The sequence below is a fragment of the Nocardioides sp. WJ219 genome (assembly GCF_058559815.1).
The window spans coordinates 45,870-71,147 of record NZ_JBZUJV010000009.1 but is presented as its reverse complement, the minus strand read 5'-3'; the positions used below and the strand labels follow the sequence as shown (position 1 = coordinate 71,147).

Annotated in this window: 24 protein-coding genes; 9 read left to right on the top strand and 15 right to left on the bottom strand. The window is 73.3% G+C overall.

Annotated elements, in window-relative coordinates:
• Positions 1 to 36 precede the first annotated feature (36 nt).
• Positions 37 to 1,974 (top strand): fumarate reductase/succinate dehydrogenase flavoprotein subunit, encoded by a 1,938-nt coding sequence (locus tag AC4MBH_RS18555; RefSeq protein WP_491797065.1) that lies wholly within the window; start codon positions 37 to 39, stop codon positions 1,972 to 1,974.
• The gene (locus tag AC4MBH_RS18550) at positions 1,971 to 2,714 is read left to right on the top strand and encodes a succinate dehydrogenase/fumarate reductase iron-sulfur subunit (protein WP_491796795.1); all 744 of its coding nucleotides are present in this window, start codon (positions 1,971 to 1,973) and stop codon (positions 2,712 to 2,714) included. The genes AC4MBH_RS18555 and AC4MBH_RS18550 overlap by 4 nt, the downstream gene beginning before the upstream one ends.
• A 262-nt stretch (positions 2,715 to 2,976) precedes the next feature.
• On the opposite strand, the gene AC4MBH_RS18545 is transcribed toward AC4MBH_RS18550, so the two are convergent.
• Positions 2,977 to 3,969, bottom strand: coding sequence for a helix-turn-helix transcriptional regulator (locus tag AC4MBH_RS18545; protein ID WP_491796793.1), 993 nt, complete (start codon positions 3,967 to 3,969; stop codon positions 2,977 to 2,979).
• Between the two features lie 19 nt (positions 3,970 to 3,988).
• On the opposite strand from AC4MBH_RS18545, the gene AC4MBH_RS18540 reads away from it, so the two are divergent.
• The gene (locus AC4MBH_RS18540; RefSeq protein ID WP_491796791.1) at positions 3,989 to 4,555 is read left to right on the top strand and encodes an isochorismatase family protein; all 567 of its coding nucleotides are present in this window, start codon (positions 3,989 to 3,991) and stop codon (positions 4,553 to 4,555) included.
• Here the strand turns inward: AC4MBH_RS18540 and AC4MBH_RS18535 are convergent.
• From AC4MBH_RS18535 to trpS, 4 genes are read right to left on the bottom strand one after another with little or no spacing between them, the layout of a single operon-like run.
• A complete protein-coding gene (locus AC4MBH_RS18535; protein ID WP_491796789.1) occupies positions 4,545 to 4,802 on the bottom strand; it encodes an SCO4848 family membrane protein in 258 nt (85 codons plus the stop codon). The two genes, AC4MBH_RS18540 and AC4MBH_RS18535, sit on opposite strands and share 11 nt — an antisense overlap.
• Positions 4,799 to 5,857 (bottom strand): YihY/virulence factor BrkB family protein, encoded by a 1,059-nt coding sequence (locus AC4MBH_RS18530; protein ID WP_491796788.1) that lies wholly within the window; start codon positions 5,855 to 5,857, stop codon positions 4,799 to 4,801. The genes AC4MBH_RS18535 and AC4MBH_RS18530 overlap by 4 nt, the downstream gene beginning before the upstream one ends.
• 1 nt (position 5,858) lies before the next feature.
• Positions 5,859 to 6,368, bottom strand: coding sequence for a 2'-5' RNA ligase family protein (locus tag AC4MBH_RS18525; RefSeq protein ID WP_491796786.1), 510 nt, complete (start codon positions 6,366 to 6,368; stop codon positions 5,859 to 5,861).
• A 9-nt stretch (positions 6,369 to 6,377) separates the two neighbouring features.
• On the bottom strand, positions 6,378 to 7,439 hold the full coding sequence (trpS, locus tag AC4MBH_RS18520; protein ID WP_491796785.1) for a tryptophan--tRNA ligase: 1,062 nt from the start codon (positions 7,437 to 7,439) through the stop codon (positions 6,378 to 6,380).
• Positions 7,440 to 7,546: 107 nt separating this feature from the next.
• Between trpS and AC4MBH_RS18515 the strand changes: the two genes are divergently transcribed.
• The 4 genes from AC4MBH_RS18515 to AC4MBH_RS18500 are packed head-to-tail and all read left to right on the top strand — an operon-like array spanning position 7,547 to position 11,191.
• Positions 7,547 to 8,056 carry a SigE family RNA polymerase sigma factor gene (locus AC4MBH_RS18515; RefSeq protein WP_491796784.1) on the top strand — a complete coding sequence of 170 codons (510 nt, stop codon included), beginning with the start codon at positions 7,547 to 7,549 and terminating at the stop codon, positions 8,054 to 8,056.
• A complete protein-coding gene (locus tag AC4MBH_RS18510) occupies positions 8,049 to 9,305 on the top strand; it encodes a WD40/YVTN/BNR-like repeat-containing protein (RefSeq protein ID WP_491796783.1) in 1,257 nt (418 codons plus the stop codon). Before AC4MBH_RS18515 ends, AC4MBH_RS18510 begins: the two co-directional genes overlap by 8 nt.
• 18 nt (positions 9,306 to 9,323) lie before the next feature.
• A complete protein-coding gene (locus tag AC4MBH_RS18505; RefSeq protein ID WP_491796781.1) occupies positions 9,324 to 10,064 on the top strand; it encodes a maleylpyruvate isomerase family mycothiol-dependent enzyme in 741 nt (246 codons plus the stop codon).
• Between the two features lie 50 nt (positions 10,065 to 10,114).
• Positions 10,115 to 11,191 carry a GNAT family N-acetyltransferase gene (locus tag AC4MBH_RS18500; RefSeq protein WP_491796779.1) on the top strand — a complete coding sequence of 359 codons (1,077 nt, stop codon included), beginning with the start codon at positions 10,115 to 10,117 and terminating at the stop codon, positions 11,189 to 11,191.
• On the opposite strand, the gene AC4MBH_RS18495 is transcribed toward AC4MBH_RS18500, so the two are convergent.
• From AC4MBH_RS18495 to AC4MBH_RS18465, 7 genes are all read right to left on the bottom strand, one after another.
• The gene (locus AC4MBH_RS18495) at positions 11,155 to 12,378 is read right to left on the bottom strand and encodes an MFS transporter (RefSeq protein WP_491796777.1); all 1,224 of its coding nucleotides are present in this window, start codon (positions 12,376 to 12,378) and stop codon (positions 11,155 to 11,157) included. The genes AC4MBH_RS18500 and AC4MBH_RS18495 overlap by 37 nt on opposite strands.
• Before the next feature lie 65 nt (positions 12,379 to 12,443).
• Positions 12,444 to 12,908, bottom strand: coding sequence for an SRPBCC family protein (locus AC4MBH_RS18490; protein ID WP_491796775.1), 465 nt, complete (start codon positions 12,906 to 12,908; stop codon positions 12,444 to 12,446).
• A 48-nt stretch (positions 12,909 to 12,956) separates the two neighbouring features.
• Positions 12,957 to 14,078, bottom strand: a complete 1,122-nt coding sequence (locus AC4MBH_RS18485; protein WP_491796773.1) for a hypothetical protein — start codon at positions 14,076 to 14,078, stop codon at positions 12,957 to 12,959.
• Positions 14,071 to 14,604, bottom strand: a complete 534-nt coding sequence (locus AC4MBH_RS18480; protein ID WP_491796771.1) for a SigE family RNA polymerase sigma factor — start codon at positions 14,602 to 14,604, stop codon at positions 14,071 to 14,073. The genes AC4MBH_RS18485 and AC4MBH_RS18480 overlap by 8 nt, the downstream gene beginning before the upstream one ends.
• 36 nt (positions 14,605 to 14,640) lie before the next feature.
• Positions 14,641 to 15,057 (bottom strand): hypothetical protein, encoded by a 417-nt coding sequence (locus tag AC4MBH_RS18475; protein ID WP_491796769.1) that lies wholly within the window; start codon positions 15,055 to 15,057, stop codon positions 14,641 to 14,643.
• A gap of 44 nt (positions 15,058 to 15,101) precedes the next feature.
• Positions 15,102 to 18,671 carry an ATP-binding cassette domain-containing protein gene (locus AC4MBH_RS18470; protein ID WP_491796767.1) on the bottom strand — a complete coding sequence of 1,190 codons (3,570 nt, stop codon included), beginning with the start codon at positions 18,669 to 18,671 and terminating at the stop codon, positions 15,102 to 15,104.
• 106 nt (positions 18,672 to 18,777) lie between these two features.
• Positions 18,778 to 20,988 (bottom strand): NADP-dependent isocitrate dehydrogenase, encoded by a 2,211-nt coding sequence (locus tag AC4MBH_RS18465; RefSeq protein ID WP_491796765.1) that lies wholly within the window; start codon positions 20,986 to 20,988, stop codon positions 18,778 to 18,780.
• A 169-nt stretch (positions 20,989 to 21,157) separates the two neighbouring features.
• Between AC4MBH_RS18465 and AC4MBH_RS18460 the strand changes: the two genes are divergently transcribed.
• Positions 21,158 to 22,261: an MIP/aquaporin family protein gene (locus AC4MBH_RS18460; RefSeq protein ID WP_491796763.1), complete on the top strand. Its 1,104-nt coding sequence runs from the start codon at positions 21,158 to 21,160 to the stop codon at positions 22,259 to 22,261.
• Positions 22,262 to 22,270: 9 nt separating this feature from the next.
• Here the strand turns inward: AC4MBH_RS18460 and AC4MBH_RS18455 are convergent, their stop codons facing one another.
• Entirely contained in the window at positions 22,271 to 22,879 is a 609-nt protein-coding gene (locus AC4MBH_RS18455) for a hypothetical protein (protein WP_491796762.1), read from the bottom strand.
• Positions 22,880 to 22,957: 78 nt separating this feature from the next.
• Here AC4MBH_RS18455 and AC4MBH_RS18450 point away from each other — a divergent pair, with 78 nt between their 5' ends.
• The gene (locus AC4MBH_RS18450; RefSeq protein ID WP_491796760.1) at positions 22,958 to 23,944 is read left to right on the top strand and encodes a malate dehydrogenase; all 987 of its coding nucleotides are present in this window, start codon (positions 22,958 to 22,960) and stop codon (positions 23,942 to 23,944) included.
• A 101-nt stretch (positions 23,945 to 24,045) separates the two neighbouring features.
• Here AC4MBH_RS18450 and AC4MBH_RS18445 read toward each other — a convergent pair whose 3' ends face one another.
• Together AC4MBH_RS18445 and AC4MBH_RS18440 are read right to left on the bottom strand one after the other, a co-directional pair.
• Complete coding sequence (locus AC4MBH_RS18445) at positions 24,046 to 24,405, bottom strand: DUF3017 domain-containing protein (RefSeq protein WP_491796758.1); 360 nt, start codon at positions 24,403 to 24,405, stop codon at positions 24,046 to 24,048.
• Positions 24,406 to 24,410: 5 nt separating this feature from the next.
• Complete coding sequence (locus AC4MBH_RS18440; RefSeq protein ID WP_491796756.1) at positions 24,411 to 25,271, bottom strand: bifunctional methylenetetrahydrofolate dehydrogenase/methenyltetrahydrofolate cyclohydrolase; 861 nt, start codon at positions 25,269 to 25,271, stop codon at positions 24,411 to 24,413.
• Positions 25,272 to 25,278 lie beyond the last annotated feature (7 nt).

The following is a 25,278-nucleotide window of genomic DNA, read 5'->3' as shown; positions in this document are numbered from 1 at the left end:
GAGCAGCTGACCGACGACGCGGCCGACTACTACGTGATGGGTGACCCGATCCAGGACACCAAGGCGCCCGGCGGCCCGCTCGAGGAGCAGTGGAACACCCGCCAGTTCGAGGCCCGGATCGCCAACCCCGCCAACCGGCGCCGGCTCTCGGTGATCGTGGTCGGCACCGGCCTGGCCGGCGCGTCGGCGGCGGCGACCCTCGGCGAGGCCGGCTACGTCGTCAAGGCGTTCTGCTACCAGGACTCGCCGCGGCGTGCCCACTCGATCGCGGCCCAGGGTGGCATCAACGCGGCCAAGAACTACAAGGGCGACGGCGACTCGGTCTACCGCCTGTTCTACGACACGATCAAGGGCGGCGACTACCGCTCGCGCGAGTCCAACGTCTACCGCCTGGCCCAGGTCAGCACCAGCATCATCGACCAGTGCGTGGCCCAGGGCGTCCCCTTCGCCCGTGAGTACGGCGGCCTGCTCGACAACCGCTCCTTCGGCGGCGTGCAGGTCTCGCGCACCTTCTACGCCCGCGGCCAGACCGGCCAGCAGCTGCTGATCGGTGCCTACCAGGCCCTCGAGCGGCAGGTCGCCGCCGGCACCGTGAAGAGCTACAGCCGCCACGAGATGCTCGAGCTGGTCGTCGTCGAGGGCCGGGCCCGCGGGATCATCGTGCGCGACCTCGTCACCGGCGAGATCGAGACCTACTTCGCCGACGTCGTGGTGCTCGCCAACGGCGGCTACGGCAACGTCTTCTTCCTCTCCACCAACGCGATGGGCAGCAACGTCACCGCCTCGTGGCGGGCCCACCGCAAGGGCGCGCTGATGGCCAACCCCTGCTACACGCAGATCCACCCGACCTGCATCCCGGTGGCCGGCGCCCACCAGTCCAAGCTGACGCTGATGTCGGAGTCGCTGCGCAACGACGGCCGGATCTGGGTGCCCAAGAACCAGGCCGACTGCACCAAGGACCCCCGGGACATCGCCGAGGACGACCGCGACTACTACCTCGAGCGCATCTACCCGGCGTTCGGCAACCTGGTCCCGCGCGACATCGCCTCGCGCCAGGCCAAGAACATGTGCGACGAGGGCCGCGGCGTCGGCCCGGAGGTCGACGGCGTACGACGCGGGGTCTACCTCGACTTCGCCGAGGCGATCGAGCGGCTCGGCCGCGACGCCGTGGAGTCGAAGTACGGCAACCTCTTCGACATGTACGCCCGGATCACGGGCGAGGACCCCTACACGACGCCGATGCGCATCTACCCGGCCGTGCACTACGTGATGGGCGGGCTCTGGGTCGACTACGACCTCCAGTCGACCGTCCCGGGCCTGTTCGTGACCGGCGAGGCCAACTTCTCCGACCACGGCGCCAACCGCCTCGGCGCCTCGGCGCTGATGCAGGGCCTGGCCGACGGCTACTTCGTGCTGCCCAACACGATCCGCGACTACCTCGCGGAGGGCCCGTTCGAGAAGATCGCCGAGGACGACCCGGCCGTGGTCGAGGCGCAGCAGGCGGTCAAGCAGCGCATCGACGCGTTCCTCGGCTCCAACGGCACCCGCAGCGTCGACTCCTACCACCGCGAGCTCGGCAACATCATGTGGGAGTACTGCGGCATGGAGCGCACCGAGGACGGCCTGCGCAAGGCGATCGACCTGATCCGCAGCCTGCGTGACGACTTCCACCGCAACGTCCGGGTGCTCGGCACCGCCGAGGGCATCAACCAGTCGCTCGAGAAGGCCGGCCGGGTGGCCGACTTCTTCGAGCTCGGCGAGCTGATGTGCATCGACGCCCTCAACCGGCGCGAGTCGTGCGGCGGACACTTCCGGGCCGAGTCGCAGACCGAGGACGGCGAGGCGCTGCGCCACGACGACCAGTACGCCTACGTGGCGGCGTGGGAGTGGACCGGACCCGAGGAGAAGCCTGTGCTGCACAAGGAAAACCTGACCTACGAGTTCGTCGAGATGAAGCAGCGGAGCTACAAGTGAGACTCACCCTCAACATCTGGCGCCAGGAGAACCCTGACGCCGCCGGCCGGATCCACACCTACGAGCTCGACGACGTCTCGGAGGACATGAGCTTCCTCGAGATGCTCGACGTCCTCAACGAGCAGCTCAACGACGCCGGCGAGGAGCCGGTCGCGTTCGACTCCGACTGCCGCGAGGGCATCTGCGGGTCGTGCGGGCTGATGATCAACGGCGAGGCGCACGGGCCGGAGGTCACCACGACCTGCCAGCTGCACATGCGCACGTTCAAGGACGGCGAGACGATCACCATCGAGCCGTGGCGCGCCGACGCGTTCCCGGTGCTCAAGGACCTGTGCGTCGACCGTGGCGCCCTCGACCGGATCATCCAGCAGGGCGGCTACATCTCGGTCAACACCGGCGCCGCCCCCGACGCCCACGCCACCCCGGTGGCCAAGGACAAGGCCGACCGCGCCTTCGACGTCGCCACCTGCATCCAGTGCGGCGCCTGCGTCGCCGCCTGCCCCAACGGCTCCGCCCAGCTGTTCCTCGGCGCCAAGATCACCCACCTCGGTGAGCTGCCCCAGGGCCAGGCCGAGCGCGACACCCGCGTGGTCAACATGATCGGCCAGCACGACGCCGAGGGCTTCGGCGGCTGCACCAACATCGGCGAGTGCACCGCCGCCTGCCCCAAGGAGATCCCGCTCGACGTGATCTCGCGGCTCAACTGGGACCTGCACGCCGCGCTCCGGCACGGCAAGTAGCGGGGGCGCGAGTCTCCCCTGCGGCGGGGGGCGAGATTTCACCGGTTCACCGGGGAAGTCTGAACTTCCCGGGCAATGTATGCCCGGGAAGATTCAGGTTTTCCCTGGGGAGTGGTGGCGCGGGGCGCCGTGGGGCGGGTGGGACCGAACCGGCTGCAGGAACACCCGGTGCACCGGGGAGACCCGCACTCCGGGGCCGAAGCTCCACCCCCGAACCGCCAGCACTGCCCACGAACCCCACGCGGCCGCCCGGCCCCGGGCCCTACCCGGCAGCACCAACCACCCCCGCCATCCACGCCGCGCGCCGGGCGAACGCCTCCCGCAGCTCGGCCGGCTCCTCGACCCGCATCCCGAAGTCGTGGTCGGAGAGCCGGAGGACGGTGGCGTCGAGGTTGCGGGTGGTCAGCCGGAGCCGGGTGGTGCGGTCGTCGACGGGTTCGGCGACGCCGACGTAGCGCGGGATCGTCGCCTCCACCTCGGCGAGCGACGCGTCGAGGACGACGCTGACCTGCCACTCCTCCCAGCTGGTCGCCAGCGAGGTCTCGACGGCCTCGGCGACGTCGAGGCCGCGGGGGGCGCGGAAGGTGTCGGTGAGGAGGTCGGCGGCGACGAGGCGGTCGACGCGGAACGTGCGGCGGGCGCGGCGCAGGTGGCACCAACCGTGCAGGTAGAGGTGGCCGCGGACCACGACGACGCCGTACGGGTTGACCTCGCGGGTCGTCGTCCCGTCGGCCGAGCGGTGCCGGACGCGGCAGACCCGCTCCCCCACGACCCCGGCCGCCAGCGTCGCCAGCAGTGCCGGGTCGGGGGCGGCGCCGGGCGCCAGCCGGTCGCGACGCGACGGGGGTACGACGGCCGCGAGCACGTGGTCGACCCGCTCGGCGACCTGCCGCGGCAGCGCCCGTCGCAGCTTGCCGAGCGCGACCGAGGTCGGGTCGTCGCCGGCGACCGCACCGCGGCCGGCCAGCACCGCCAGGGTGAGCGTGAGCGCGACCGCCTCGTCGGTGCTCAGCACCAGCGGCGGCATCCGGAAGCCGGCGTCGAGGTGGTAGCCGCCGGTCCGGCCGCGGCGGGCGACCACCGGGATGCCGAGCTCCTGCAGCGTGGCGACGTAGCGGCGCACGCTCCGCTCCCCCACGCCCAGCTCGGCGGCGAGGTGCTCGGCGGTGAGGCCGGGACGTTCCTGCACCCGCTCGAGCAGCGCCAGCACCCGGCCCGCGGGGCTGGCGAATCCGGTCGGGAACTGTCCGCTCACCCGGCTAGCGTACGGCGGCATGAGCACCTCTACCTCCGCCACCGCCCTGCTCGTCATCGACGTGCAGGAGGGCAACACGTCCGACGGCTGGGACCGCGACGGCGTCGTCGACCGGATCCGCGGCCTCATCGACCGGGCGCGCGCCGACGGCGTGCCGGTCGTCTGGGTCCAGCACGAGGCCGGGCCGTTCGTGCCGGGCTCGGAGCCGTGGCAGATCGTCGCGGAGGTCCGCCCCGGCGACGGCGACACGGTGGTGGCCAAGCACTACCTCGACGCCTTCGTGGAGACCGACCTGCGCGCCCGGCTCGACGCACTGGGCACCACCCGGCTGGTGCTCTGCGGCGCGGCCACCGACGCCTGCATCCGCAGCACCGCCGCCCGGTCGCAGATCGAGGGCTACGACACCGTGCTCGTCTCCGACGCCCACACCACCGACGTCGGTCCGTGGGACCTGCCGCACCCCGACGGCAGCACCGTGCCGGTCGGGGCCCGCGAGATGATCGCCTACACCAACTTCTTCGTCGCCGACACCGCCTACCCCGGCGTGACCACCGAGGTGGTGCCGGCCGCCGACGTCACCTGGTGACCGGCGACCGCCCCGCCTCGGGGGTGGCGCGGGTGGCGCGCAACGCCTTCCAGCCGAGCGAGCCCAGCACCGCGGCGATCGCGACGTTGACCACGACCAGCACCGTGTGGGCCACCCAGTAGCCGGTGGCGCGGTCCTCGCCGTCCTGGGCGGCCTGGACCAGGTTCCTGGCGAAGTTGCCGAACGTGACGACGTTCCAGACGGCCACGGCCAGCAGCAACCAGGCGTGCTTGCGCTCGAACCTCATGACTCCATCTTCCTCTTCGTCCGGGAGAACGGGTTGCCGAACCTGCGCCGGGCCGGGCGCTCGGGCGCGACGTCGGCCTCGACGTCGGCCTCGGCGTCGTCGTCACCCCGGTCGACCACCGCCGTCAGCTCGGAGAGATCGGGGGTCACCGGCCCCTGCACCGGGTCGGCCGGGTTGGCCCGCCGGAGCGCGATCGCCTCGCGCGTCGTGTGCGCCCACGAGGCGGCGTAGAGGATGAGGCGCGAGAAGTAGTTGATCCAGACCACCAGGATCAGCGCGATCCCGAACGCCTGGAACGCCGGCTGCCCCTGGGTGGTGCCGAGCAGCAGGCCCGAGAGCTGCTTGAGGACCTCGAACCCGATCCCGCCCAGGAGCGCGCCGGACCACAGCGAACGACGCGGCGTGTGCGGGTCGGCGAGGAGCCGGAAGAGGGCGAAGAACAGCACGGCGTTGGCCGCCAGGCCGAGTACCACCGCCAGGACCTTCACCAGCCACGACAGCCGGCTGCCGAGGCCGACGGCGTCGAGGATGTCGGCGGAGAAGCCGGAGACGAACCCCGCGACGGCCACCGCCACGACGAGCACGAACCCGACGATGGCCAGCGCCGCGAGGTCGCGCAGCTTGCCCTTGACGAACGACGGCTGCTCGCGGCGCGGGGTCTCGAAGACCGCGGTCAGCGCCTCGCGCAGCGACGAGACCCAGCCGAGGCCGGCGTACACGACGCCGAGCAGGCCGAGGACGCCGGCCAGGCCCGAGAAGTCCTGCACCTGGTCGAGGGAGATCTGGTTGTCGTCCGGGCCGATGATGCCGGGCAGCACGGAGTCGATGGCGGTGGTGACGTTCTCGCGGGCCTCGGGGTAGACCCCGGCGATGACGCCGACCAGGAAGAACGCCAGTGCCAGCACCGGGAAGAAGGAGAGGAACGCGAAGTAGGTGACCGCGCCGGCCTGCTGGGCTGCCTTGACCCTGCCGTAGTGCTCGTTCATCAGCAGCACGTGGTCGAGCGCGGGCTGCTTGGCCCGCTCCGCCACCAGCCGCTCCTTGAGCGCGGGCACCTCAGGCCCCGAGTGCGAAGTCGCGGGACGCCTGCCAGCCGCGGGTGTGGTCGTGCACGTAGAGGTGGAAGTCGGCCACGGTGAACTGGCACTCGAACGACGCCAGCTCGGCGAACGCGAGGTCGAGCCGGTCGTCGGGCAGGTGGTGGGCCACCGTCACGTGGGGGTGGTACGGGTAGTGGAGGTCGACGCCCAGCGGTCCGCGCCGGACGGTCTCGGCCAGCTGCTCGCACTGCGAGATGCCCTCGACCAGGCTGACGAACACCACGGGCGAGACGGGCCGGAAGGTACCGGTGCCACGCAGGTGGACGTCGAACGGCTCCACCTGCGTCGCGGCCTCGGCCAGGTGCGCCTCGACCACGCCGAGATCGTCGTCGACCTCGGCCGGCGGCACCAGCGTGATGTGGGTCGGGATCATCGCCGCCATCGAGTCGCCGACACCCGCCCGGTAGTCCTGGAGCTCGGTCGCCCAGGGCTCCGGGATCGCGACGGCCACTCCGATCGTCGGCATGTCCCGACTCTATCGGGACGTGGGCGCGACGAAGCCCACCCGCTGATAGACGTCGCGCAGGGTGGCCCGCGCCACCTCGCCGGCCTGCTCGGCACCCTGGCGGAGCACGTCGGAGAGGTGCGCCTGGTCGTCGAGGAGCTCGAGCGTGCGGTCGCGGAACGGCGTCACGAAGGTGATCACGGCGTCGGCGAGGTCGCCCTTCAGGGCGCCGTAGCCCTGGCCGGCGTACTGCTCCTCGAGGTCGGAGACCGGTGTCGCGGTCAGCGCCGAGAAGATGGTGAGCAGGTTGCTGACGCCCGGCTTGGTCTCGGGGTCGAACCGGATCTCGGAGTCGGAGTCGGTGACCGCGGACCGGATCTTCTTGGCGCTCACCGAGGGCTGGTCGAGCATCTCGATGATCCCCGCCGGCGACGACGCCGACTTCGACATCTTCGCCGTCGGCTCCTGCAGGTCGCCGATCTTGGCGGTGGCCTTGAGGATGTACGGCTCCGGGAGGCGGAAGGTCTTCTTGTAGCGGTGGTTGAACCGCTGGGCGAGGTCGCGGGTGAGCTCGAGGTGCTGGCGCTGGTCCTCACCGACCGGCACGTAGTGCGGGCGGTAGAGCAGGATGTCGGCGGCCTGCAGCACGGGGTAGGTGAACAGCCCGACCGACGCGGCACCCTCGCCGCCCTTGGCCGACTTGTCCTTGAACTGCGTCATCCGGCGCGCCTCGCCGAACCCGGTCAGGCACTGCAGCACCCAGCCGAGCTGGGCGTGCTCCGGCACCTGGCTCTGCACGAAGATCGCGGACCTCGCCGGGTCGATGCCCATCGCCAGCAGCTGCGCGGCCGCGCGCAGGGTGCGCTCGCGCAGCACCTTGGGGTCCTGCTCGACCGTGATCGCGTGCAGGTCGGCGATGAAGAAGAACGGCTGGTGGTCGCGCTGCAGGTCGACCCACTGGCGCAGGGCGCCGAGGTAGTTGCCGAAGTGGAAGGAGTCGGCGGTGGGCTGGATGCCGGAGAGCACGCGGGGACGGGCCCCGCCACCCGCCACCGTCGGCACGCTGACCTCGGGCTCGGTCGTCGCAGACATGGCGGCCATTGTTGCGGATAGGGCACCCAGGCGCGGTCGGGGGCTCGGTGCAACCATCATCCGGTCTCGTGACTCGTCATGGTGATGGACGAGCCCAGGAGAACCCCATGAGTCCCCCACCCGACGACCTCGTGCGAGAGCTGTACGCCGCCGGCTACCGGCGACTCGTCGCGCAGCTGGTCGGCGTCACCGGTGACCTCGCCGAGGCCGAGGACGTGGTCCAGGAGGCGTTCGCGCGTGCCGTCGTACGGCGCCGCCAGCTGGCCGAGGCCGACAACCCGGAGGCGTGGCTGCGCACGGTGGCGGTCAACCTCGCCCGTCGCCGGTGGCGCCGCGCGCAACGGTTCCGCGTCCTGGCCCCCCGGCTGGCTCCCGAGCCCCACCTCGGCGACCTGTCGCCGGACTCGGTCGCCCTGGTCCGTGCCCTGCGCGCGTTGCCCGAGGCCCAGCGCACCGCCATCGCCCTGCACTACCTCGCCGACCTGTCCGTCGCCGAGGTCGCCGACACGACGGGGGCTCCCGAGGGCACCGTCAAGGCCCGCCTCTCCCGGGGCCGGGCCCGACTGGCCGACCTGCTTCGAGACGACTCCGACCAGCTGGAGGACCACCATGCGTGACCGCTTCGAGACCCTGACCCGGGAGGTCGGCGACGTCGTCGACGTCCCCGACTTCGACGACGTAGGACGTCGCGCCGACGGCCTGCGCCGGCGCCGCGCCGCCGCGACGGTCGCCTCGGCCGCCCTGGCCGTCGCGGTCGCCGTCGGCGGCGGCCTCGCCGTCGCCGGCGGGCCGGATCCGGTGGCTTCGACGCCGGCGGGCCCGGTCGCCCCGAGCGTGCCGGCCGACGACCTGGACATGCGCGTCGAGCCGGCCGCGATCGCCCGGGTGCGCGGCGTGGAGCGCCACGAGCTCGACGTGGTGCTCCACCCCGACGGCGCCGTGGCGACCTTCGCCTACCGCGGTCTCGACGGGGGTGCCGCGGCCCGGACCGCCCTGGTCGTACGGCTCCCCGACGGACGCACCGCGGCCCGGCTCGCCCCCGCCGACGCGATCGGCGGGGGCGTCCTGGTGCCGACGAGCGACGGCTGGGTGGCTCCGACCTCGTCGCGCGACGATCCCGGGGTCGGCGGCTCCTGGGGGCGGTTGCGCTACGACGGCGTCGTCGAGCCGCTCACCTTCGTCGACCGCCCGGTCGAGCCGGCCGCCGGCGACGTCGCCATCTCGGACCGGGGGTTCGGCTACCTGTACCGGCCCTCGGAGCGACGGGTCTACCGCGCGCCGTCGTGGGACGGCGAGCTCTACTCGGCACACGTCACGCCGGGCGGCGCGTTCATCGCCGAGTCCCGCCGCGGCGCCGAGGTCGGCCTCGTCGTCCGGGACCGTGGCGCCTGGCGCACCCGGGACCTCGACGTGGGGGACGTCGAACCCGAGCGCCAGGCGATCGGCGGCCGCGGCGAGGTCGTCGCGGTGGCGGTGCACGACCACGGCTCCGTCCCGGGCGCGAGCGACCCGGCCCGACGACTCGTCGGGATCGAGCTGTCCGAGGACGGAGGGGACACGTGGACGTCGTACCCCGTGAGCACCGGACGACCGTGGGACGCAGGCTTCGACCTCGCCGTCGCTCCGGACGGGACGGTCTGGCTGGCCGACGGCAGCGACGGTGGCGTCTACCGCTTCACGCCGGCCGACGGGTTGGTCGCGGTGAGCGCGACGGTGCGGTCCGGGGACGACCTGGTGGTCACCCCCGACGGCCGGGTCCTGGCGAGCCAGGCGCTCGACGAGGCGAGGTGGACGCGCCCGGGTGTGCAGGTCAGCGACGACGGCGGCGGGACCTGGCGCCCGGTCGCCCTCCCCGGGCTGGACTGACGCTCGTACGATGCCGCGGTGCCGACCCACCTGACCTTCACCGAGCACCTGGACGGCTTCCACGTCGCGATGACGTCGTTCGCCCGGTACGCCGGGCAGGCCGGGCTCGACGTCGCGGTGCCGACCTGCCCCGACTGGACCGTGCGCCGGCTGATCGGCCACCAGGGGGCCGTGCACCGCGGGACGTCGGCGGCGTTCCGCGGCCAGGACCTCGAGCGAGGGCCGGTCGAGAAGGCCGGGCGGAGCAGCAGCGACCCGGTGGACTGGCTGCGCGACGGCGCGATCGAGCTGGTGCGCACCCTGGTCGCGGCCGCCGACGACGCGCCGGCGCCGACGTTCCTCCACGACGCCCCGCCGCCGCGCCGCTTCTGGGCCCGCCGGCAGTGCCACGAGACCACGATCCACGCCGTCGACGCGCTGGCGGCGGCGCTCGGCCGGCTCCCCCGCGCCGAAGAGACCTGGATCGGCCACGAGGTCGCCCTCGACGGCGTGGACGAGCTGCTGCTGGGCTTCGTGCCGCGGTCGCGGCTGCGCGCCGACGACCCCCTCACCATCGCGGTGCGGCCCACCGACGCCGACCACTCGTTCACGGTGCGCGTGAGCGCCGACCCGCCGGTCTCCACCCGCGTCGAGGGACACGCGGAGGGTGACCTGGTGATCGAGGGGACGGCGGCCCAGCTCTACCTGGCGCTGTGGCACCGCACCGGCGAGCTCACCTCCGACATCTGGCCGCTCTGGCACGACAGCGCCGTGCCCTGACCCGCGAAACGCGCGCGACCGCCTGCGCGCTGCCGTGACAGGGTCGGGCCATGGACGTCCCGATCCTCTCCGACGGCACGGTCACCCTGCGCGCGCTCGACGACCGTGACGTCGCCGGCGTGCTCGAGCAGTGCCTCGATCCGCTGTCCATCGAGTGGACCCAGGTACCGGTGCCGTTCGGGCTCGCGGACGCGCTGGAGTTCGTGCACGAGATCGCCCCGGCCGCCTGGGCCGACGGATCGCAGTGGATCTTCTGCGTCGACGCCGACCTGCCCACCGGCGGGCGGTACGCCGGCAACATCGCGCTGCGCGACGAGGGTCACGGCCGCGCCGAGATCGCGTACGGCGCGCACCCGGCCGCGCGCGGCACCGGGGTGATGGAGGCCGCGCTGCGGCTGCTGCTCGAGTGGGGCTTCGGCACCGTCGGCCTGCAGACGGTGGTCTGGAGGGCCAACGTCGGCAACTGGGCCTCGCGCAAGCTGGCCTGGCGGCTCGGGTTCCGCCTCGACGGGGTGCTGCGGCACTCCCACGTCTCCCGCGGCGAGCTCGTCGACGCCTGGGTCGGCACGCTGCTGGCCGGCGAGCCGCGCGAGCCCGCGGGCCGCTGGTTCAGCGTGCCGGTGCTCGAGGCCGACGGGTTGCGCCTGCGGGCCTTCACCGACGACGACGTGCCGCGCGTGGTCGAGGCGTGCTCCGACCCGGGGGCCCATCGCCGGCTGATGTCGCTGGGGTCGCTGCCGTCGCCGTGCACGGCTGCCGACGCGCGGGCGTGGATCGCCTCGCGCACCGAGAGCCAGGCGGCGGGGCGCGCGGTGACCTGGGCGGTCACCGAGCCGGGCGCCGACCACGACGACCGGGTCGTCGGCGCGATCCTCGCCTTCGACATCGGTGACCACGATGCCGAGATCGGCTACTGGACCCACCCCGACGCCCGGGGCCGGGGCGTGGTGACCCGCGCCGTGGTGGCCGTGACGTCGTGGGCCTTCGCCGAGCTCGGGCTGCGCCGGGTGCGGGCCGTCACCACCGCCGACGACACCGCGTCACGGCAGGTGTTCGAGGCGGCTGGGTTCCGCCGCGGCCGCGAGGAGCGCTACGACGTGCTGGCCGAGGAGTGGTCCCGCCGCTGAAGCACCGCGGAGACCGCGATCACCGCCAGGCCGGCGAGCGACAGCGCGATGCCGACCAGCGCCGGGGCGCGGTAGCCGTGGCCGGCGGCGATGACCAGCCCGCCGAGCCAGGCGCCCAGGGCGTTGGCGACGTTGAGGCTCGCGTGGTTCATCGCCGCGCCGAGCGTCTGGGCGTCGCCGGCGACGTCCATCAGCCGCAGCTGGAGGTTGACCACCAGCACCGAGCCCAGGAACGTCACCGCGAAGGCGACCGGGAGCAGGCCCCAACCGCTGGTGGCGAGGAGCCACCACGCGACGAGAGCGAGGCCCATGCCGGCGGAGCCGAACAGCAGCGACCGGAACACCGACCAGTCCGCGAGCCGGCCGGCCGCCCAGGTGCCGGCGACCATGCCGAGGCCGAAGACCAGCAGGAAGACCGGGACGGCACCGTCACCGAGCCCGCCGGTCTCGGTGACGGTCGGGGCGACGTAGGAGAAGACCGCGAACATGCCACCGAAGCCGACAGCACCGGCGAGCAGCGTGAGCCACACCTGGGGCTTGGAGAACGCCGCCAGCTCGCGGCGTCCGGTCGCCTCGGCGTCGCCGGGGACCGACGGCACGAACGCCAGCACCAGCGCGGCGGTGGCCAGCGAGAGCACGGCCACGGCCCAGTAGGCCGAGCGCCAGCCGAGGTGCTGGCCGAGCCAGGTGGCCGCCGGGACGCCGACCACGTTGGCGACGGAGAGGCCGAGCATCACCGCGGCGACGGCCCGGCCCTTGCGTCCGGGCGGGGCCATGCTGGCGGCGACGAGCGAGGCCACGCCGAAGTAGGCGCCGTGCGGCAGCCCGTCGAGGAACCGCGCGAGCATCAACCACCCGTAGCCGGTGGCCATCGCGCTGAGCGCGTTGAAGACGGCGTAGGCGACCATCAGCCCGACCAGCAGCCCCCGGCGCGGCCACTTGGCGCCGAAGAACGCCAGCACGGGGGCACCCACGACCACCCCCACGGCGTACGCCGAGATGACGTGGCCGGTGCTGGGGATCGAGGCGTCGACACCCTCGGCGATCTCACGGATCAGGCCCATCGTCACGAACTCGGTGGTCCCGATCGCGAACCCACCCATGGCGAGCGCGAACACCGCCAGACCGACACGGGTCGAGCGGACGGACGGCGCCTCGGGGGCGTCGGTCGGTGCGGTGGTCGTCATCGCTGCTTCCGGTCGGGGACGTCCATCGTCCAACCGGCAGCAGCCGTCCACCTATTCCGCGCGGGCTAGCCGGCCACGGCCTCGGCGAGGTGCGCGAGCGAGTCCTCCAGGGCCTGCTGGGGCACCAGCGGGAAGGACACCTTGGACAGGATCTCGGGGTCGGTGACGTTGCTCCAGTCGTAGACGAGCGTCACGTGGGTCGAGTCGGCCCCGTCGGCCTTGAGCTCCCACATCCACTGCCAGCCGGGCGGCTCGGTGCCGGCGGGCGCCGTCTGCCAGGCGAGCAGGTGGTTCTCGTCGTAACCGGTGACGACGTTGTCGGTCTGGTAGTCACCGCCCATGTGGTCCCCGGTCATGTTCATCCGGAAGGTCTGGCCCGTGGCGGTGATCCGGTCGGAGCGGTCGTCGCTGACCACGAACCCGGACCCGTCCAGCTCGGCGTGCCGCTGCGGGTTGGACAGCACGTCGAACACCGCGGTGGTCGGTGCGTCGATGGTGCGCGTGACTTCGATCCTCTTGTCGTCGCTCATGCCTCCACTGTGGTCACGTCCGCCGCCGACGTGCACCACCCGCCCGGGTCAGCGGCCGGGGTGGCACACCTCGAACGGCGCCCCGTTGCCGCTGTGCTGCGCCACCCGCCCCCCGAACAGGGGCGGGCACGCACCGGGCGTCAGCGCACGGCGCGTGGTGCCGTCGACGAACCCGTTGCCGACGCACGACTCGTAGTAGACGTAGACCTCCGGCCCCAGGGCTTCGCGGATCCCGAACCGCAGCACGATCGCGGTGCCTGACTCGAACTCCGGCAGGCACTGCTGCGGCCGGTCGGGCCCGCCACCCTCGGGGGCCGCGAGGATCGCCCGCCGCAGCGCGACGGCGTCGTCGCCCTCGAGCCGGCGCGAGCCGATCAGCCCGGGTCCGTCGGCGTACCCGACCTGGTACTGGCAGACGGCGACGTGCCCGATGAGCCCGGCCTGCTCCAGGTCGCCGAGCGGCGGGGCGTGGAACCCCGGTCGCTGGATCGGTGAGGACACCGGGCACCCGGCGGCGTCGTGCTCGACCACCCGGGCCGAGGCGACGATGCCCTCGGCGAGCGGTGTGGTGGCGGCGTCGGTGAGCAGGCTGACCGTGACGTCGCCGACGGTGCGCACGGTGGTGGTCCACCCGCGGTGCTCGTAGGTGCCGTCGGCGAGACCGTCGGGCGAGGCGTCGACGAGCGCGAGGTGCGGGCGCCACAGCTCCTGGCGGTACGGCGGGAAGCCCGCCTCGTCGACCGGCGGGTCGCCACAGTCGATCAGCCGGACCCCCAGGCCCGCGCCGTGCTGCTCGACGTACGGGCCCGGCGACGGCGGGCCCTCGACCAGGCACCACGGGCCGGGCGGGACGGCGTCGGCCCAGTCCGCCGGCACCTGCACCTGGACGTCGCGGAAGCCCACCGACCGCAGCGGCAGCGGTGCGTTGGTGACGTCGTCGGTCGGCACCGGGTCGGTCGGCGTGCTGTCCGCCACCTGCGGCGCGTCGTCCCGCTCGTCGGCGACGACCCCCCAGGTGACCCCGGCGACGAGCGCGACCGCCGCCGCGGCGGCCACCGGGACCCAGCCGCGCCGTCGCCGGGTCGGGTGCGGCAGGGCCCGGGGGTCCAGGTCGTCGGCCTGGCGGGAAAGCGCATCACGGAAGGCCTGCTCAGCCCGGTCGTCACTCATCGGTCTGCTCCTCGAGCCGGGTACGCAGCGCGGCGACCGCGCGGTGGACGTGGGAACGGGCGGTGGCCTCGGCGCAACCCAGGACGATCGCGACCTGGGCGAAGGACAGGTCCTCGTAGAACCGCAGCACCACCGCCGCCCGCTGGGTGGTGGGCAGCGAGCCGATCAGGGCCCAGGCGTGGTCGGCGTCGTCGCGGCGCACGGTGGGGTCGGGGGCATGCTCGCGCACCAACGGCTCGGTGTCGTCGACGCTCACCAACCGGCGCCGCTTGCGCCAGCCGGAGATGGAGGCGTTGACGATGCTGCGGCGCACGTAGGCCTCCGCCGTGTCGGTGGCGGCGAGCCGGTCCCAGCGCGGCCAGGCCCGGCTCAGCGCCTCCTGGACCAGGTCGGGCGCCTCGTCGGCGTTGCCGGTCACCAGGTAGGCGAAGCGCTGCAGCGCGGGGCCGCGGGCGGTGATCCAGTCCGCGAACTCCGGGGGGTCGGTGCCCACCTGGCTCCCCTCGAGGTCCGGTGTCGTCGTCACACCCTTCCTACGCGGGCGGGGCCGCTTCCGTTGCAGTCAGCAGACCTGCTTGACGTCGGCCACGGCCGCGTCGAGGTCGGCCTGCGCGTCGTCGATGACCTGGCGGTCGACCGGTGTGCCCGCCGCGGCGGCCTCGGCCTGACCGACGAGCACGTCGAGCGCCGACTTGGCGTGCCCGACGTCGTTCTTCAGGTCGCCGTCGACGGTCCGCTCGGCGATGGCGAGGGTGTCGCGGATGGCACGGAGGTCCTTCTCGGCCACCTGCGGGTCGGCGGTGATCTGCGGGATCGTCACGTCGACCTGCCGCACCGCCTCGTCGACCGCCGCCTGCGCGGTCGCGCACGCCGCGTCGCTGGCGACGTCCTTGGCCGCCTCCTCCGCGAGGCTGCAGCCGGTCAGCGACAGCGCGGCGGCGAGCGCCGCGGTGGCCAGGGCGTGGGTACGTCGTCGCATGGGGTCAGTGTGCCGGAGCGCCCGGGGTTTGCGCGCGGCGCACCTCAGCCGGCGAGGTGGCTCCACTCCCCCGCGAGGTCGCGCCAGGGGCCGACGGCGGCGACCTCGCCGTCGACGAGGACGACGACGCGGTCGGCCTGCTCGAGGGCGGCCCGCTTCGACGTCGCACCGAGGACGGTGGTGCCGCGCTCGCGCAGCGCCGCCCACAGCTCGACCTCGGTGGCGGCGTCGAGGGCGCTGGAGACGTCGTCGGCCAGCAGCAGCTCGGTCTCGGCCGCGAGGGCGCGGGCCAGGGCGAGGCGCTGCACCTGCCCGCCCGAGAGGCGGACGCCGCGGTGCCCGACGACCGCGTCGGCGCCGCCGGCGTCGGCCAGGTCGCGGTCGAGCCGGGCGTCGGCGACCGCCTGGTCGAGGGCCCGGGGGTGCCCGAGGAGCACGTTGTCGGAGAAGGTGCCGGACAGCACCCGCGGCACCTGGGCGACGTGGGCGACCTGGCCGGGGCGCAGGAAGGTCGCGGCGTCGTCGACCTCGACGTCGTTCCAGCGGATCGAGCCGGTGTGCTCGACCAGGCCGGCCAGCGCCGACAGCAGGCTCGACTTGCCCGAGCCGACCTGGCCGAGCAGCAGCACCAGCTCACCGGCCGGCACGGTGAGGTCGACCCCGACCACCCCGCGGGTGCCGTCGTCGTGGACGGCCGCGACGTCGCGCAGCGAGAGCTCGGTCAGCGGCACCCGCGTCACCTCGGCGGGCGCCGGCGCGGTGCCCTCGACCAGGTCGACGCCGGGCCGCTGCGAGACCAGGTCGACGCCGCCCGCCAGCCGGCTCGACGCCTGCTGCCAGGCGCGCACCCCCGGCGCCTCGGTGACGACCGCGCCGGCGACCCGGCCGAACCAGTCGAAGCCGTTGACCGCGCCGGAGACCAGGATCGCGGTGGCGAGGTCCCAGCCACCGAGGAAGTACGTCGCCCACGCGGCGACGAAGCCGCACTGGACCATCACGACCGGCACGCCGTCGAGCACGGCCTGGACGCGGTGCTCGAAGACCGCGGCCTCGACCCGGCCGCCGTCGACGCGCCGCAGGTGGGCGTGCACCGACGGGGTCGCGGCGGCGAGCTTGACGGTGCGCGCGGACTCGAGCGTGGAGACCAGCGACCTCCCGAACCGGGCCCGGGCGGCCGAGGACTCCGCGGCCGAACGGCCCGCGATCGGGCGACCCAGCGAGGACGCCGCCGCCGAGCCGACCATCACGGCGAGCAGCACCCCGCCGGCGAGCAGGCTCCGGCCGGCGATGCTGGTGACGACCACGATGGCGAGACCGCTGGCGAAGTCGACCCAGCGGTCGGCGTAGCGGGCGTAGCGGTCGGCGTCCATCGACCGGGCGACCACCTCGCCCGCCGGCGTGCGGGTGAGCCGGTGCTGCTCGGTCTGGCCGATCAGCATCGACATCCGGACCCGCAGCATCACCTCGACCCACCACCTGGGGTAGCGGCGGATGGCGGAGTTGAGGACCACCGGGGCGGCCATGATCGACAGCACGACCCCGGCGGCGAGCCACCACGTCGACGCGGCGTCGCCGCGGCCGTCGGCGAGGTCCTGCACGAGCGTGCCCCAGATCCACCCGGTGAGCGCACCGAAGGCGCCGACCAGCCCGACGACCAGGAACAGCACCGCGGCCCAGGCGCCCCACCACGGACGCACCCACAGCGCGCGGGCGATGCCGCGGGCCAGGCTGGGTCCGGTGCCGACCTCGGGCAGCAGCGGGGGCGGGCCGGTACGCCGCGCACCCCCGACGGTGCCCGCCGGCACCGTGTCGTCGCGCTCGACCCCGGCGGCCGCCACGGCCTCGTCGTCCACCTCCTCGAGGCTGTCGCCGTGGGCAGCCTGGAGCAGGCGTCGGAACGGGCCCGGGCGGGCGCTCACGAGCTCGCGCGGACCGAGCTGGACCACGCGCCCGGCCTCGAGGACGGCCACCAGATCGGCACGGGCGGTCGTGGAGAGCCGGTGGGCGACGAGCAGGCCGGTGCGCCCGCGCAGGAGCCGGTCGGAGGCGCGCACCACGAGCGACTCGGTGAGGGGGTCCATCCGGGCGGTGGCCTCGTCGAGCACCACGACCTGCACGTCGCGCACCAGCAACCGGGCGAACGCGACGAGCTGCTCCTCACCGGCGGACAAGGTGGTGCCGCCGGGTCCGAGGACCGTGTCGAGGCCGTCGGGCAGCCCCTCGACCCAGGCGTCGAGGCCCAGCTCGGTGACCGCTGCCGCCACCTGGGCGCGCGGGACGTCGGTGAACAGCGCGACGTTGTCGGCCAGCGTGCCGGCCAGGATCTCGGTGCGCTGGGTGACCACGCCCACGGCCGCCCGCAGCTGCTGGAGGTCGAGGTCGAGGACGTCGACACCGCCGACGAGGAGCGAGCCCGGCTGGGGGTCGACGGCCCGGGAGACCAGGGAGGCCAGCGTGGACTTGCCCGACCCGGTGCGCCCGACGAGCGCGCACGTCTGGCCCGCGGGCACGTGGAGGTCGACCTCGCGCAGGGCGAACGACCCCTCCTCGTAGGCGAAGTGCAGGTCGCGCAGCTCGACGTCGAGCGACCCCTGCGGCACCGGTCGCCCGCCGGCCGGCTCGGACGGCGCCTCCAGCAGCTGCCGGAGCCGCACCAGGGCACCGAGGCCGGCCTGCAGGTCGGGCAGGTGCCGCGCCATCTGGTCGACCTGGCCCACGAAGGTGCTGGTCACCAGGAACAGCGTGACGAGCCGCCCGACCGACATGTCGCCGTCGGCGGCGCGCGCCACCCCGACCACCGCGATGCCGCTGAGCAGGGCGTGCAGCAGCAGCCCGGTGCGCAGGGTGATCCGTGTCTGCAGGCGCAGCATCGTGTCGAAGCGGCGGTGCACCGCGGCTGACAGGGCGGCGAGGCGGCGTACGACGTGGGCCTGGCCCAGGCTGGTGCGGATGTCGTCGCGACCGCTGACGCCCTCCTCGAGCGCAGCGGCGTGGTCGGTCCAGGCCATCTCCTCCAGGATCGTGAGCTCCTTGACCTCCGGCAGCATCGGGCGCATCACCAGGTAGGCGGCGTAGCCGAACAGCGGGAAGAGGAACCAGGCCGGCCACCAGGTCAGGCCGGCGACGACCCACATCGGCACCGCGGCGAACACCGTGCGCAGCGCGTCCCAGACCTGGCTGCGCAGCAACGAGCCGACCTCGTGGGTGTCGTCGTCGACGCGGTCGAGGATCTCGCCGACCGCCTGCTCGTGCAGCGCGCTCAACGGCTGGTGCAGCGCCGCGTCGAGGAGGTCGCCGCGCAACCGGCCCTCGGCCCGGTCGACCACGGCCGCCCAGACGGTGCGCCCCACGGTGTCGAGCACCGCTCCGCCGACCACGCACAGCGCCAGCAGCCAGACCAGTGCCTCGGTGGGTCCCTCGGCCAGCGCGCCGGCCACGACCGTGCCCAGGGTCTTGCCGAGGGCACCGAGGAACGACGCCCCCATCGCCCAGGCGACCGCACGCTGCCGCAGCCGGGCCCAGTCGACCGTGCGCGCCGGGTCGGCCGACCGCACCGCCTCGCCGCCGGGCGGCTCGGGGGTGGTCGGCCGCGCGGCGGTGCTGGTGTCGGTCATCGTGGGTCGACGCTACGCCGACCCACCGCCACTCCTCACCCGGGTTTCCCAGGCTGTCGGCCGCGTGGCTGGAGCTGCGGCGGCCCGCGGCCCGATCGTCAGTCGCTCAGAGCGACGCCAGCGCTGCGTTCAGCGTGGCGGAGGGCCGCATCACGGCATCGGCCTTGGTGGCGTCGGGGCGGTAGTAGCCCCCGATGTCGGCGGGGCTGCCCTGGACGGCGACCAGCTCGTCGACGATCTTCTGCTCGTCGGCGGCCAGCGACTCGGCGAACGGCTTGAACGCCGCGGCCAGGTCGGCGTCCTCGGTCTGCGCCGCGATCTCCTGGGCCCAGTAGAGCGCCAGGTAGAAGTGCGAGCCGCGGTTGTCGATGCCGCCGACCCGGCGGGTCGGCGACTTGTCGTTCTCCAGGAACGTGCCGGTCGCCTTGTCGAGGGTGTCGGCGAGCACCTGGGCGCCCTTGTTGTCGGCGTACCCGGCCAGGTGCTCCAGCGAGGCGGCGAGGGCGAAGAACTCGCCGAGGCTGTCCCAGCGCAGGTAGTTCTCCTTGACCAGCTGCTGCACGTGCTTGGGCGCGGAGCCGCCGGCCCCGGTCTCGAACAGCCCGCCACCGTTCATCAGCGGCACGACCGAGAGCATCTTGGCCGAGGTGCCGAGCTCGAGGATCGGGAACAGGTCGGTGTTGTAGTCGCGCAGCACGTTGCCGGTGACCGAGATCGTGTCCTCGCCCTTGCGGATGCGCTCGAGCGAGTACGCCGTCGCGTCGGCCGGCGCCATCACCTCGATCGTCAGCCCGTCCGTGTCGTGCTCGGACAGGTACTCCCCCACCTTGGCGATCAGCTTCGCGTCGTGGGCGCGGGTCTCGTCGAGCCAGAAGATCGCCGGCGCGCCGGAGGCGCGAGCGCGGGTGACGGCGAGCTTGACCCAGTCGCGGATCGAGGCGTCCTTGGTCTGGCAGGCGCGCCAGATGTCGCCGGGCTGGACATCGTGCTCGATCAGCACGTCGCCGCTGCTCGCCACGACGCGCACCTGACCGGCGGCCGGCACCTCGAAGGTCTTGTCGTGGCTGCCGTACTCCTCGGCCGCCTTGGCCATCAGGCCGACGTTGGGCACCGAGCCCATCGTGGCCGGGTCGAAGGCGCCGTGGGCGCGGCAGTCGTCGAGGACGGTCTGGTAGACGCTGGCGTAGGAGGAGTCGGGGATCACCGCGAGGGTGTCGGCCTCCTCGCCGTCGGGGCCCCACATGTGGCCGGACTGGCGGATCATGGCCGGCATCGAGGCGTCGATGATGACGTCGCTCGGCACGTGCAGGTTGGTGATCCCCTTGTCGGAGTCGACCATCGCGAGCGCCGGGCCGTCGGCCAGGCCCTGCTGCACCGCGGCCTTGATCGCCTCGCCGTCGGGCAGCGCGTCGACGGCCGAGAGCAGGGCGCCGAGGCCGTCGTTGGGGCTGATGCCGGCGGCGGCGAGCTGCTCGCCGTACTGCTCGAAGAGCGTGGGGAAGAACGCCTGCACCACGTGGCCGAAGATGATCGGGTCGCTGACCTTCATCATCGTGGCCTTGAGGTGGGCGGAGAACAGCACGCCCTCGGCCTTGGCCCGGGCGACCTGCTCGGTGAGGAAGCGGCGCAGCGCGGCGACGTCCATGTAGGTCCCGTCGACGACCTCGCCGGCGAGCACCTCGACCTCGTCCTTGAGGACGGTGGTGGTGCCGTCGGCGGCGACGTGCTCGATGCGCAGCACGTCGTCGGACTCGAGGACCACGGACTTCTCGTTGGAGCGGAAGTCGTGCTCGCCCATCGTGGCCACGTTGGTCTTGGAGTCCGGCGTCCACGCGCCCATGCGGTGCGGGTGGGCCTTGGCGTAGTTCTTCACCGACAGCGGCGCGCGGCGGTCGGAGTTGCCCTCGCGCAGGACCGGGTTGACCGCCGAGCCCTTCGTCTTGTCGTAGCGCGCGCGAACGTCGCGCTCCTCGTCGGTCGAGGGGTTCTCGGGGTAGTCGGGCAGGTCGTAGCCCTGCTCCTGCAGCTCCTTGATGACGGCCTTGAGCTGCGGGATCGACGCCGAGACGTTGGGCAGCTTGATGATGTTGGCCTCGGGCCGGGTGGCCAGGTCGCCCAGCTCGGCGAGGTGATCGGCGATCCGCTGGTCGGTGGTCAGCCGGTCGGGGAACTGGCTGATGACGCGTCCGGCCAGCGAGATGTCGCGGGTCTCCACGTCGACTCCCGCCTTGGCGGCGTACGCCGCGATGATCGGCAGGAAGGAGTACGTCGCCAGCAGCGGCGCCTCGTCGGTGTGGGTGTAGATGATCTTGGCCATGGGTGGTGATCAGCTCCTGCGACGAAGGGTTTCTTGACGTCAAGATACCTGACGCCGTGTGCCGCCGGTCATGCTGGCAGCCCGCCCTCCCCCAGGCCACCCCGCCAGCGGTCTAGAGTGCTCCGCACCTGAGGTTTCGCTCCCGAGCACGAAGGGCAGGTCCGCGCTCATGGCCTCCACCGTCCCCCCCTCCTCCAACGCCCCGACGTTCGCCCAGAAGCTGTCCGCCGAGGCGATCGGGACCGCCGTCCTGGTCCTCATCGGCTGCGGCGTCGCCTACGTCAGCGGCGGCGACCTCGTCGCCACCGCCCTGGCGTTCGGCCTGACGCTGGCGCTGCTCATCTACTGCTTCGGCCGGATCTCGGGCGGGCACTTCAACCCGGCCGTCTCGGTCGGCGCCGCCCTCGGCGGCCGGATCGCCTGGCGCGACGCCGGGGCCTACGCCGGCGCGCAGGTCGTCGGCGGCATCATCGGCGCGATCGTGCTGATGATCCTGCTGCTCGGCACCGACGGTTTCGAGGCGTTCGACGACCGCTTCCCGCTCGGCGCCAACGGCTACGACGAGGGCCCCTTCGACTACGCCATCTGGGCCGCGCCGCTGGCCGAGCTGATCATGACCGCGATCCTCGTGCTCGTGATCCTCGCCGTCACCGACACCCGCAACGAGCACCCCGGTCTGGCGCCGCTGGCGATCGGCTTCACGCTCCTGGTCATCCACCTGGCGCTGATCCCGCTCACCGGCACCTCGGTCAACCCCGCTCGGTCGATCGGCCCCAACGTGCTCAGCGGTCCCGACTGGATCATCCAGCTCTGGCCGTTCATCCTCGGTCCGCTGCTCGGTGGCGCCGCCGCCGGTCTGGCCTACCCCGCCATCTTCGGGCGCGACTCCGACCCGGTCCCCGGCTCCGGCCTCAACTTCGCCCCCAAGCCGGCCCAGGGCGCCTACGGCGCGACCGACCAGCTGCAGCAGCAGTGGAACCAGCCGGTCGGCGGCGGCTACGGCGACGGCGGCTACAGCCAGCCCGGGTCCTACGCCCCGCCGGTCCAGGCGCAGCAGTCCCAGACCCACGCCACCCCGCAGCCGCAGCCGGCTCAGGCGCAGGCCCAGCCCGCGGCCGAGCAGCCGATCATCCAGGACGGCTGGCAGTGGGACCCGCAGGCGCAGCAGTGGATCCCGGCCCAGCAGCAGCCCCCGGCCCAGGGCGGCCAGGGTGGCTGGGCGGCTCCCGGCGCCGGCGAGCAGACGCAGGTCCGCCCCACCGACGGCTTCTGAGGGAGGGGGCTACTCGCCCTCCTCCTGACGCGCCAGCACCACGTCACCGGCCTCGGTCTCGACCACCTCGAGACCGAGGCCGCGCGTGTACCTGGCCAGGGTGACCTCGGCCCCGTCGACGGTCTCGAGCACCACGCTGGTCTCGTCGAGCTCGAGCACGGAGGCCTGCAGGTCCTCGCCGGGCACCTCGGCCTGCCGGAACCCGTCGCCGACCCGCGGCTCGGCCGGCATCGCCAGCCCTGCCTGGGCACCGTCGACGCCGGCCTCCCACTCCCCCGTCCGCCCGAACCACCACACGTTGCCGTCGTCGTCCTGGGCGTAGAGGTCGGTCTCCGTCCCGAGCGTGACCGCGGTGGTGGCGACGCCGGCGACGTCCGGCCCCTCGGTCACGCTGCGGGTGAGCGCCGCGCCGTCGGGACCGGCGTACGACGCCTCGTCGAGGACGAACCACGGGTTGTCGACCTCGTCGACGAAGTCGTCCGGGTCGGGTGAGGGCGTGGGGATGACCAGCTCGTCGACCCCCGTCGGCGGGCTCGGGTCGGAGTACGTCGAGCAGCCGGCCAGGCCGGCGGCGACGGACGCCGTGAGCACGAGGGTCGTCAGCGTCGTCGGTCGCACGGCCCCATCGTGGCCCACGGCCGCGGCGCTGCTAGCGTCGGGCGGCGTCAGCACCCCCTCCCGGACCCAGGAGTCGTCGTGAGCCCTGCCCCGCTCAAAGTCGCCGTCACCGGCGCTGCCGGCCAGATCGGCTACAGCCTGCTCTTCCGCCTCGCGAGCGGCTCGCTCACCGGCGACCGGCCGATCGAGCTGCGCCTGCTCGAGATCACCCCGGCGCTGAAGGCGCTCGAGGGCGTGGTCATGGAGCTCGACGACTGCGCGTTCCCCGGTCTGGCCGGTGTCGAGATCGGCGACGACGCCGAGAAGATGTTCGACGGCGTCAACCTCGCCCTGCTCGTCGGTGCCCGCCCGCGCGGCCCCGGCATGGAGCGCGGCGACCTGCTCTCGGCCAATGGCGCGATCTTCACCGCCCAGGGCAAGGCACTCAACAAGGTGGCCGCCGACGACGTCCGCATCGGCGTGACCGGCAACCCGGCCAACACCAACGCGCTCATCGCGCTCAAGAACGCCCCCGACATCCCGGCCGAGCGGTTCTCGGCGCTGACCCGCCTCGACCACAACCGGGCGATCTCGCAGCTGGCCGCCAAGACCGGCGCGCCCGTCACCGACATCACCCGGATGACGATCTGGGGCAACCACTCCGCCACCCAGTACCCCGACCTGTTCAACGCCCGGGTCGCCGGCAAGAGCGCCGCCGACACCGTGGGTGACCAGGACTGGCTCGAGAGCACCTTCATCCCCACCGTCGCCAAGCGCGGCGCGGCGATCATCGAGGCCCGCGGCTCCTCCTCCGCCGCCTCGGCCGCCTCGGCCACCGTCGACGCCGCCCGCGACTGGCTGTTCGGCTCCGCCGACGACGACTGGGTCTCGATGGCCGTCGTCTCCGACGGCTCCTACGGCGTCCCGGAGGGCTTGGTCTCCTCGTTCCCGGTGACCACCAAGGACGGCGACTGGACCATCGTCGAGGGCCTCGAGGTCAACGACTTCTCCCGCGCCCGGATCGACGCCTCGACCGCCGAGCTCGCCGACGAGCGCGCCGCCGTCACCGAGCTGGGCCTCATCTGAGCCCACCACCACGCTGACCCAAACGCTGACCCGTCGCATCGTTGCGACGGGTCAGTGTCGTTTTCGCGGTGACCCGTCGCATCGTTGCGACGGGTCAGCGCTTAAACCGGTTGGTCGGGGATCGAGCCGGCGAGCCACCAGAGCAGGGCGGCGACGGCGGCGAGCATCGCCACGTCGGTGACCCGGTGGCGTACGGCGAGCATGCCGGCGTCTCGCTCGGGCAGGACCAGCCGGAGCAGCCCGGCTGCGCCCAGGCCGGCGGCCAGCACCCGCACCCCGACCCGCCAGTCGCCCACGACCATGATCGCGATGGCGGCCATCGCGGTGATCAGCACGGCGAGGTAGAACGCCCCGCCGAACGTGGACGGGTAGCGCCGTGGGGTGACCTCCTCGGGCTCCGTGTCGCCGTCGACCTCCACGTCGGGGTCGACCGGTTCGACCGGGTCCACGGGGTCGGACACCGCGGTCAGGACGCCGCGCTGGTCTCGAGGGCGAGCTCGGCGCGGCCGACGATGTTGGACAGCAGCATCGCGCGCGTCATCGGTCCGACGCCGCCGGGGTTGGGCGAGACCCAACCGGCGACGTCCCACACGTCGTCGGCGAGGTCGCCGGCGATCTTGCCGTCGACGCGGGAGACCCCGACGTCGAGGAGCGCGGCACCGGGCTTGACCATCTCGGCGGTGATCAGGCCGGGCACGCCGGCCGCGGCGACCACCACATCGGCCTCCCGCACGTGGGCGGCGAGGTCGCGGGTGCCGGTGTGGCACAAGGTGGTGGTGGCGTTCTCCGACCTGCGGGTGAGCAGCAGCCCCAGCGGCCGGCCGACGGTCAGGCCGCGGCCGACCACGACCACCTCGGCACCGTTCAGCTCGACGCCGTGGCGGCGCAGCAGCTCGATCACGCCGATCGGGGTGCAGGGCAGCGGGCCGGGCTCTCCGAGGACAAGCTTGCCGAGGTTGACCGGGTGCAGCCCGTCGACGTCCTTGTCGGGGTCGACGCGCGAGAGCAGCCGGAACTCGTCGAGGCCGGTGGGCTGCTGGACCAGGAACCCGGTGCAGGCGGGGTCGGCGTTGAGCCGGTCGATCTCCGACTCGACCTCGGCCTGGGTGGCCGTGGCCGGCAGGTCGACGCGGATCGACTCGATGCCGATCTCGGCGCAGTCCTTGTGCTTGGCGCCGACGTACCAGTGCGAGCCCGGGTCGTCGCCGACGAGCACCGTGCCGAGGCCGGGGACGACGCCCTGCTCGCGGAGCTTGGCGACCCGGTCGGTCAGCTCGGCCTTGATGGTCTTGAGGGTGGCGGTGCCGTCGAGCCGCTGCGCTGTCACGGGCCTC

Bases quoted from the DNA above. Each gene is read 5' to 3' on its own strand.
- AC4MBH_RS18555 (WP_491797065.1), top strand. From the start codon at position 37: ATGGGTGACCCGATCCAGGACACCAAGGCGCCCGGCGGCCCGCTCGAG.
- AC4MBH_RS18540 (WP_491796791.1), top strand. From the start codon at position 3,989: ATGAGCACCTCTACCTCCGCCACCGCCCTGCTCGTCATCGACGTGCAG.
- AC4MBH_RS18535 (WP_491796789.1), bottom strand. From the start codon at position 4,802: ATGAGGTTCGAGCGCAAGCACGCCTGGTTGCTGCTGGCCGTGGCCGTC.
- AC4MBH_RS18525 (WP_491796786.1), bottom strand. From the start codon at position 6,368: ATGCCGACGATCGGAGTGGCCGTCGCGATCCCGGAGCCCTGGGCGACC.
- trpS (WP_491796785.1), bottom strand. From the start codon at position 7,439: ATGTCTGCGACGACCGAGCCCGAGGTCAGCGTGCCGACGGTGGCGGGT.
- AC4MBH_RS18515 (WP_491796784.1), top strand. From the start codon at position 7,547: ATGAGTCCCCCACCCGACGACCTCGTGCGAGAGCTGTACGCCGCCGGC.
- AC4MBH_RS18510 (WP_491796783.1), top strand. From the start codon at position 8,049: ATGCGTGACCGCTTCGAGACCCTGACCCGGGAGGTCGGCGACGTCGTC.
- AC4MBH_RS18500 (WP_491796779.1), top strand. From the start codon at position 10,115: ATGGACGTCCCGATCCTCTCCGACGGCACGGTCACCCTGCGCGCGCTC.
- AC4MBH_RS18495 (WP_491796777.1), bottom strand. From the start codon at position 12,378: ATGACGACCACCGCACCGACCGACGCCCCCGAGGCGCCGTCCGTCCGC.
- AC4MBH_RS18490 (WP_491796775.1), bottom strand. From the start codon at position 12,908: ATGAGCGACGACAAGAGGATCGAAGTCACGCGCACCATCGACGCACCG.
- AC4MBH_RS18485 (WP_491796773.1), bottom strand. From the start codon at position 14,078: ATGAGTGACGACCGGGCTGAGCAGGCCTTCCGTGATGCGCTTTCCCGC.
- AC4MBH_RS18475 (WP_491796769.1), bottom strand. From the start codon at position 15,057: ATGCGACGACGTACCCACGCCCTGGCCACCGCGGCGCTCGCCGCCGCG.
- AC4MBH_RS18470 (WP_491796767.1), bottom strand. From the start codon at position 18,671: ATGACCGACACCAGCACCGCCGCGCGGCCGACCACCCCCGAGCCGCCC.
- AC4MBH_RS18465 (WP_491796765.1), bottom strand. From the start codon at position 20,988: ATGGCCAAGATCATCTACACCCACACCGACGAGGCGCCGCTGCTGGCG.
- AC4MBH_RS18460 (WP_491796763.1), top strand. From the start codon at position 21,158: ATGGCCTCCACCGTCCCCCCCTCCTCCAACGCCCCGACGTTCGCCCAG.